We start from the raw sequence: 8,827 nt of genomic DNA, 5'->3' as shown, positions 1-8,827 counted from the left end.
ACTATTATCCAAGGAAGCCATTTAACATTATACTCATCAGAAATATTTTTGTATTTATCAACATCAACTTCGGTGAAAATCAAATTATCATCTATGAATTTTTTTAGTTCTTCATTTACGAATACTTTCTCTTTAAGTTCATAACAATTAGCACACCAAACAGCAGAGAAATCTATTAGTATAGGTTTGTTGTTTTGTTTTGAAAGTTCTAATGCTTCATTGTATGTGATATGATTTGAAACTTCATTTTTTGATTTGATGAATCCATAAGTACAGCCTAATGCTATTGATATAATTACTACAGAAACAAATATTTTTATTTCTAATGCACTTAGCATAGCAGATTTGTTTTTAATTATGTAAACTAATACTGCAAATACTAATATTGCAGCTGAAGCAAGTATATAACTTATTTTGTTAAATCCTAAAACTCCGAAAAGTATATTAGCATAATAGAAACTTATTATCATCATTAGGAAAGTGAAAATATATTTAACATATACCATCCAAGTTCCAGCCTTAGGCATTTTTGTGAGTATTGAAGCAAATGTACCAAGAATAAATAATACAGAAGCGAAACCCAAAGCATAAACAGCCATATATAAAGTAGCGAATACAGGATTAAGAAAACCTATTTCCAATATAACAGCTATTATAGGAGCAGCACAAGGAGTAGTAACTATTCCTGCAAGAAGACCCATTATATATTTATGGAATATTGATTGATTTTTTTTAGCGTATGCATTTGTTTTAGCAGACTGTAAAAAAGAAGGAGCTTTAATCTCATAAAATCCAGCCATTGAAAATGTAAAGTATAAAAATAATAATACTAATATGGTTAAAACAATAGGATTATATCCAATACTTCCAAATAGAATTGTTTTATGGAAAGCAAATCCAGCAACAGAAACTACAGCACCTAAAAGAGTGTAAGTTGTGATTACTCCTAATGCAAATAAAAGCGAAGCTAATACACTTGATTTTTTATTGTTTTTAGAATCAGTTGTAGTTCCTAAAATAGATACTGTAATTGAAAGTAGGGGATAGGTACAAGGCAAAAGTACAGATGCAAGTCCTGCTGCAAATATTAAAATCAATGTTATGAATATATTATCGCTTCCTTTTATATAGTTTTCTATAGAAGTTGCATTTTCCGGTTTTTCATCTGTTATAATATTGGCATTATCAGGTATATCAATTTCTTCACCATAAAGTATTTCGCTTTTAGGCTGTAAACATACATTATCTTTTGCTGAACATAATTGATAAGATGCTTTTATAAAATTAATATTGTTTATATCAATATCATTTAATATAAATTCCTGCTTTCCTTTTATAATAATATCGTTATGGTATTTTTCACCTTCAGGATATGTAACATTTATTTCTTTATTATCTGCAAGGAATGAAACTTTATTTGCTATTTCTGATTTTAAATAGGCATAATATCCTTCCGGTATATCAGCGTTTACTATTAATTGATTATCATTATTTGTTGATATAGTAAAAGTTATTTTTGCTTCATTTAAATTATTAAGATTTAATAAATTGTTATTAAGCTGAGCATAAGAAAAATTTACAATTATTATGAATATTGCAATAATATACTTTATGTTTTTCATTATTAATTTAAACTCCATTGTTTTTATTTATCATATGAAAATTGTTTGTATTATAAAACATTAATTAAATAAATATGTTAAATGGCAGGTCTATGTTTTATATAATGTCTAAAATATATTGTAAGTGATATTGCTATAATCATAACTAAAGCTGCATATATTGAAAGGTTTTTATATTCTGCTCCCAATGATAATAATATTCCGCCGTATTTAGCACCTATTGCATTACCTAAATTGAAAGAACTTTGATTAAATGTAGATGCCAAATTTGGAGCACCTTTTGCCTGTTCAACTACTAAAGATTGAAGCATAGGACATACTGCAAATCCTGCTATGCTCCATGCTATTAAATCTGATATCATTGGTATTAATTTGGTATTAACATAAAGCATTATAATTTGTATCATTATCATAATAATCATCATTGATATTAATGATTTTATTAAGCTTTTATCTCCGAGTTTTCCTCCTATAAATGTACCTATTGTGAGACCTGCTCCCATCAAAAATAGTACTTTTACAACAGTAGCTTTATTAACCATAGTAACATTTTGAAGTATAGGATCTATATATGTAAATATTGTAAATAAGCTTGCGGATGTTAATACGGACAAAATAAGAGGGATAAATACTCTTCTATGTCTTAAAATTTTAAACTCTCCTATAACATATCCGCTAGGCATTGCCAAATTTGCAGGAATAGATTTTATTAATGCTAATATGGCTAGAATACCTATTGTGCTTACAAGCCAAAATGTAGCTCTCCATCCGAATTTTTCTCCAATATAAGTACCTACAGGAACACCTAATATATTTGCAAGACTTACTCCCATAAATACTATTGCAATAGCCTGAGATCTTTTATTTTCTCCAGACATTTCAGAAGCTACTACCGATGCTATTCCGAAAAAAGTCCCATGACATAATGCCGCCAAAACTCTGGCAACCATTAAAAAACTATAGTTAGGAGATACAGCACATAAAATATTTCCTATTATAAACATTACCATAAGTGAAAGTAAAGTTTTCTTTCTTGAAATCTTCGTTGTAAGTATTGCAAGTACAGGAGCACCTACAACGACTCCCATAGCGTACATTGATACTAAAGCACCGGCCTGTGGTATAGTTATATTTAAATCTTTAGCAATTTCAGATAATAATCCCATTATAACATATTCGCTTGTACCTATGCAGAATGTAGAGAATGTCAGCATGAATATAGCAAAAGGCATTTTTTTATCTCCAATATAATTTATTATAATCGGGATAAATTTTATATATAATTTTCTATCTGTCAATAATATTTTTAGAAAATTATAAAAAATTAGAAAAAATATTTAAGCATATAATTTAATCTTATACTTTTTGTACTTTAGTTATTTCTTCAAATTTTTCAAGCATAGCCTTTTGATAATCTTCATATTTTTTTGATAATTTAGAATCAGGCTCTATTACAGTATTATCTATTAAAGAATTTCTCACATCATCTAATGAAATTTTTTCTTTTAATAATAACATTGCAGCTATTGCCGCACCTAATGAAGCTCCTCCTGATGGAAGAAGTTTTATAGGGCATTGCCAAATATTTGCTACAATTTTTAATATTTCTTTATCCTTTGTAGGACCTCCTGTTACTGATAAATCATTATTGTTTGTGCTGTCAGAAGAAAATTTCTTAGAATAAGCAGCAACCAATCCCAACGAACTTAATACAATTCCTTTATAATCATTGTCAAAAGAATGTTTTTCATAATATCTTTTTATATCAAATGCTCTGCTTATAGGAACAGATTCATTTTCCTTTTGCCATAACATTATTGGGAGATTATCAATATTTTGTTCTAAAGATAGTGTGATTTCTCTGTAATTTCTGTCATGCATTTTCATTACTTCATCCCAAACTATAGCACCGTTAGTTCGGCAGAATATCATAAATGGATTTCCTACACCATCATACATAGCATTAGATACACCTGAGAAATCTCTGCTGTTTTCATTGATATTAAGCATATATACAAAACTTGTTCCTAGAGAAAGTATATCGCCCTTATATAGAACTTTTGTTTCAGGATTATCTCCGCTTCCTATTCCAACTATACATTCGCTGTCAAATCCGTATTTTTCTGTGAAATAAGTAGTTATATATCCGGCAAAACTTGAAGGAGAATCTATATTTCCTAATTTTTGTTTTAAATCAGGAGACACAGTATTTAATAATGTATCATTCCATTCTCTTTTAGAATAATCCATCAAACTCATTCCGGAGGCATTTCCGAAGTCTACAGATATATCATCTTTAGCTGTTAGTATTGATGCTATAAAAGTATTTAATAAAAATATTTTATATGTATTATTTGATAATCCTTCATTGCTGTCAAAATTATATTTTATTACAGCACCGGTAAATCTTAAAGGAGAATTAGATGCAGTTATCTGTATCATTTTTTCTTTTCCGCCTGCAGCTTCTCTTAATTCATTTGCTTCTTTTTGGGTACATGATGTTCTCCATATAGGGGCTGCATTGTATGAATATGAACCTTCTAATATTTCTATTAGATTTTGATTTACATATGATTTATTTTTTAATTTTTCTATATTATGTTTGTAATTATCTGATAAATATACATGTCCATGCTGCTGTGCTGATATTTGAATTGCCTTTATGGATTTTATATCGCATTCACTTTTTAATTTAAAAAAAGCTTTATCTAATGCTGCTAAAAATATATTTATATCTTGTTCTGCTTTGCCGTTTATTTTAGAATCAATAAGCAATGTATTTTTATTCATTGGAGAATTTTTAATTTCTTCAAGAGAATTAAATGCTACTGATATATTTAAATCATTTTTATAAGTTTTATAATTTATAATACTTAAAGTTAAACTTTGCGTGCTTAAATCTATTCCTAATGTATACATTTTTAATCCTAATTTATTGTTATTTATTATTGAGTATATAAAAAATATATTATAAATCAAGTATTGTTATATATAATAATCTTCCAAATTTATTTTTTTAATGTATACTTCTTTAGACATTATTTTGATGAGAAATTATGACATACAAAAAAAGCAATAACATAGATGTAAAAAGAATAAACAAAAATATTATCTATAAATATATTTTGGAAAGAAATAAAGTATCTAAACATGAAATAGCTATATCTTTAAATATGAGTATGCCTACCGTTTTGCAAAATATTAAAGAACTTTTTGAGGCAAATCTTATAAAAGAAGTTGGAGAATTTGAATCCAGCGGGGGAAGAAAAGCTAAGGCTATGTCAATAGTTGAAGATGCCAAACTTGCTATTGGTATAGATATTACAAGAAACCATATAAGTTTGGTTTTAGTAAATTTATTTGGAAATGTTATAAAAAATATAAGATTAAAAAACAGGTTTAGATATACAAAAGAATATTTTTTATGGTTTGAAAATTCTATTAAAGAATTTGTTTCTGATATTGATAATAATAAAATTTTAGGTGCCGGTTTATCAATACCTGGTATAATAGATAAATCCGGTACTGATATAGCATCTTCTTATGTTCTGGGTTTTAAAGACGTACCTTATACTGATTTTACAAAGTATATACCTTTTGAATGCATATTAATTAATGATGCTAATGCTGCTGGTTTTGCGGAAGCCAGATACATAGAAAACAATGCAATTTATTTATCATTGAGCAATAGCGTAGGAGGAGCTATTATATTTGCTAAGCAAATTTATAATGGAGATAATTTAAGAGCCGGTGAATTTGGGCATATGAATATAGTTCCTAATGGTGAAAAATGCTACTGCGGTAAAATTGGATGCTTGGATTGTTACTGCAGAGCAAATTTGCTTTCAGATTTAACTAACGGTAAACTTAATGTATTTTTTGATAAATTAAATAAAGGCAATAAAATTATAGATGAAACTTGGGAAAAATATCTTTATTATTTAGCTATAGCTGTTAATAATTTAAGAATGTCATTTGACTGCGATGTTGTTATAGGCGGTTATGTAGGCGGATATTTTTCTGATTATCTTGAAGATTTTAGAAACAGAGTTGCCAAATTAAATACTTTTGAAACCAATGGAAATTATGTAAAATCATGTAAGCATCATTTTGAAGGTGCGGCTTTAGGTGCAGCTCTACAGCACATACATTCATTTATAGAATCCATATAATATTTATTTATTAATAATTTTTATAAAAATGCTTGACAATAAGTATTTTTATTACTATACTTTATTACATAAACTACTTCAATAAAATTAATTTATAAAAGTAGTTTTATTAATGTGAATAATTTAATATGGAGTATAAATATGGATGGCAAAATGAAAGTCGCTATAATGACAGGTTTAAGAAAGATAGATTTTACAGAACGTGATATACCAAAACCAAAAGATAATGAAGTTTTAGTAAAACTTGAATATGTAGGTGTTTGCGGTTCTGATTTGCATTATTATGAACATGGGGCTATAGGTAATTTTATAGTAAAGCCTCCATTTGTGTTAGGTCATGAATGCAGCGGTACAGTTGTAGAGATAGGTAATAAAGTTAAGCATTTAAAAGTTGGAGACAGAGTTGCCTTAGAACCTGGTAAAACATGCGGTGAATGTGAGTTTTGCAGAACAGGAAGATATAATTTATGTCCTGATGTAATATTTTTTGCTACACCTCCGGTTGACGGAGTATTTCAGGAATATGTAGCACATCCTGAAAATTTATCATTTAAATTGCCTGATAATTTATCAACAATGGAAGGTGCATTAATAGAACCTTTATCAGTTGGTATGCATGCTGCAAGACAGGGAGATGCTAAAATAGGAGAAGTTGCTTTTGTTACAGGAGCAGGATGTATAGGATTATGTTCTATGCTTTCTTTAAAAGCTTGCGGAGTTTCTAAAGTTTATGTTATAGACGTTATTAAAAAACGTTTGGATAAAGCATTAGAATTAGGTGCTACAGGTGTAATAGATGCTTCAAAAGAAGATGTTGTTAAAAGAGTTTATGAGATAACAGAAGGAAAAGGAAGCGATCTTACTATAGAAACAGCTGGTGTTGAATCTACAACAAATCAGGCTATAGAGTTTGCTAAAAAAGGTTCTACTATAGTTTTGGTTGGATACAGTAAAACAGGAATGATTAATATGAATGTTGGTATGTCTTTGGATAAAGAATTAACATGCAAAACAGTATTCAGATACAGACATATATTCCCATTGTCAATAGATGCTGTTGAAAGCGGAGCTGTTAATATCAAAAATATAGTTACTAATACTTATGATTTCAAAGATTTACAAAAAGCTTTAGATGATAGTGTAAATGATAAAGCTAATATTGTAAAAACAGTTATTAAAATGTAAGGTTGTAATATGAGCTATTTAGATGAATTATTTTCTTTAAAAGGTAAGGTTGCAATCGTAACAGGCGGCGGTACTGGTATAGGTCAGGTTGTAGCTTTAGGTATGGCAAAAGCTGGAGCTGAGGTAGTAATACTTTCACGTTCTAATGCTGATGAAACAATTAAATTAATTAGTGACAACGGTGGAAAATGCTATCATATAAAATGCGATGTTACTAATGAAAAAAATGTAGATGAGGCTTTGAAAGAAATTTTAAATAAGTCTAATTCTATAGATGTATTGTTTAATAATGCCGGTATATGTATACATAAATCAACAATTGAATCTTCTATAGAAGAATTTAGAAAAGTAATTGATGTTAATTTAACCGGACAATTTATTATGGCTAGAGCAGTTGGAAAAATAATGCTTGATAGAAAAATAAATGGAAGTATTATAAATATGGCTTCTATGTCCGGTACTATAGTTAATATACCTCAGTGGCAATGTTCATATAATGCTTCAAAAGCTGGAGTTATACATATGACAAAATCATTGGCTATGGAATGGGCAGAAACTGGTATAAGAGTTAATAGCATAAGCCCTGGATATATAGCCACTCCTATGTCTGTAGATACTCCTAAGGAACTTAAAGATGCTTGGATGCCTTTAATACCTATGCATAGAATGGGTAAGCCTGAGGAATTAATACCTCCTATTCTTTATCTAGCAAGCAATGCTTCTGGATATACTACAGGAAGCGATGTTATAGTAGACGGCGGATATTGCTGTTTTTAATTATTTTTGGTATTAAATTTATATTTAATAAATTAATTAATTTTTAAGGAGATACTATTATGAACAAAAAGTTATTGTCGCTTTTTGTTTTTATAACTATGGTATTATTTGCTGTATCTGGTTGTAACAACAAAACAAGCGAACAAGGTACTTCTGCAGCTGATGCAGAGGGTAAAATCAGAGTAGCTTATATAGCAAGAGCTCAAGCAGATTCATTTGCTGCTTGGTTAGCTAATTCTATTAAAGAAGAAGCAGCTAAATATCCTAATATCATTATTGATGTATTTGATGGACAAGCTAATGATGATGTTGAAAATAGCTTAATTGAAAATGCTATTATCAATAAATATGATGTAATCATAATACAGCCTAATAATGGAGAAGCTCAAAGACCTTATGCTGAAAAAGTTGTAGCTGCTGGTATAATCTGTATTACTACAAATGCTAGAATAGCTGGAATAGAAGGTGCTTCTTCTGTAGATGCTGATCCTTACAAACAGGCAGCTGTTAATGCTGTTGCTGCTTTAGAGCAAATACCTCAAGGTGCTAATGTTGTAGTGTTAAACGGCCCTCCTGGTAACTTCCATGCTGATGAAAGAAGAAGAAGCTGGCAAGTAGAGTTCTTTGATAAACGCCCAGACGTAAAAATTGTTGGAGAACAAATCGCTAACTGGAACAAAGATGAAGCTTTAAGCTTTATGGAAACTTGGATACAGGCTAATGATAAAATTGATGCTGTTATATCTATGAATGATAACATGGCAGCTGGTGCTTTAGAAGCTACTAAAGGAAATCCTAAATTTGATAATATGTTAGTATATGGTGTAGATGGTACAGCTGAAGCTTGTCTTTTAATTAAAGAAGGAAAAATGACTTCTACTTGTATGCAAAGTGCTTATGATTTATCAGCTAAAATACTTGATACTGTAAATAAACTTGTAAACAAAGAATCTACTCAAATAGATACTGACATTGACAATCCTTTAGTTACTAAAGAGAATGTTGATCAGTATATAGAGATGTATAAGAAAACAGGTGCTATAAGCTAATATTTGTATTTGTTTTTTAGCT

General features: G+C 29.1%; 7 protein-coding genes. 4 read left to right on the top strand and 3 right to left on the bottom strand.

Annotated elements, in window-relative coordinates; all coding sequences use genetic code 11:
* The 3 genes from Q0J90_RS08020 to Q0J90_RS08010 form a co-directional block, all read right to left on the bottom strand.
* A partial coding sequence (locus Q0J90_RS08020) for a cytochrome c biogenesis protein CcdA (RefSeq protein WP_297277406.1) occupies nucleotides 1–1,622 on the bottom strand: 1,622 nt, incomplete at its 3' end.
* Between the two features lie 77 nt (nucleotides 1,623–1,699).
* Complete coding sequence (locus Q0J90_RS08015; protein ID WP_297277405.1) at nucleotides 1,700–2,854, bottom strand: MFS transporter; 1,155 nt, start codon at nucleotides 2,852–2,854, stop codon at nucleotides 1,700–1,702.
* Nucleotides 2,855–2,978: 124 nt separating this feature from the next.
* On the bottom strand, nucleotides 2,979–4,541 hold the full coding sequence (locus tag Q0J90_RS08010) for an FGGY family carbohydrate kinase (RefSeq protein ID WP_297277404.1): 1,563 nt from the start codon (nucleotides 4,539–4,541) through the stop codon (nucleotides 2,979–2,981).
* 137 nt (nucleotides 4,542–4,678) lie between these two features.
* Between Q0J90_RS08010 and Q0J90_RS08005 the strand changes: the two genes are divergently transcribed.
* From Q0J90_RS08005 to Q0J90_RS07990, 4 genes are all read left to right on the top strand, one after another.
* Entirely contained in the window at nucleotides 4,679–5,794 is a 1,116-nt protein-coding gene (locus Q0J90_RS08005; RefSeq protein ID WP_297277403.1) for an ROK family protein, read from the top strand.
* A gap of 141 nt (nucleotides 5,795–5,935) precedes the next feature.
* Nucleotides 5,936–6,979, top strand: a complete 1,044-nt coding sequence (locus Q0J90_RS08000) for an NAD(P)-dependent alcohol dehydrogenase (protein ID WP_297277402.1) — start codon at nucleotides 5,936–5,938, stop codon at nucleotides 6,977–6,979.
* Between the two features lie 9 nt (nucleotides 6,980–6,988).
* Nucleotides 6,989–7,756 carry an SDR family oxidoreductase gene (locus Q0J90_RS07995; RefSeq protein ID WP_028329663.1) on the top strand — a complete coding sequence of 256 codons (768 nt, stop codon included), beginning with the start codon at nucleotides 6,989–6,991 and terminating at the stop codon, nucleotides 7,754–7,756.
* Nucleotides 7,757–7,815: 59 nt separating this feature from the next.
* The gene (locus tag Q0J90_RS07990) at nucleotides 7,816–8,805 is read left to right on the top strand and encodes a sugar ABC transporter substrate-binding protein (RefSeq protein ID WP_297277401.1); all 990 of its coding nucleotides are present in this window, start codon (nucleotides 7,816–7,818) and stop codon (nucleotides 8,803–8,805) included.
* The last annotated feature ends 22 nt before the right edge of the window (nucleotides 8,806–8,827 follow it).

It is taken from the genome of uncultured Brachyspira sp. (assembly GCF_944390595.1).
Taxonomy (GTDB): domain Bacteria; phylum Spirochaetota; class Brachyspiria; order Brachyspirales; family Brachyspiraceae; genus Brachyspira.
This window is presented reverse-complemented; position numbering and strand designations above follow the sequence as displayed.

Excerpts from the sequence above, each read along its gene's own strand:
- Q0J90_RS08015 (WP_297277405.1), bottom strand. The coding sequence starts at position 2,854 with ATGCCTTTTGCTATATTCATGCTGACATTCTCTACATTCTGCATAGGT.
- Q0J90_RS08010 (WP_297277404.1), bottom strand. The coding sequence starts at position 4,541 with ATGTATACATTAGGAATAGATTTAAGCACGCAAAGTTTAACTTTAAGT.
- Q0J90_RS08005 (WP_297277403.1), top strand. The coding sequence starts at position 4,679 with ATGACATACAAAAAAAGCAATAACATAGATGTAAAAAGAATAAACAAA.
- Q0J90_RS08000 (WP_297277402.1), top strand. The coding sequence starts at position 5,936 with ATGGATGGCAAAATGAAAGTCGCTATAATGACAGGTTTAAGAAAGATA.
- Q0J90_RS07995 (WP_028329663.1), top strand. The coding sequence starts at position 6,989 with ATGAGCTATTTAGATGAATTATTTTCTTTAAAAGGTAAGGTTGCAATC.
- Q0J90_RS07990 (WP_297277401.1), top strand. The coding sequence starts at position 7,816 with ATGAACAAAAAGTTATTGTCGCTTTTTGTTTTTATAACTATGGTATTA.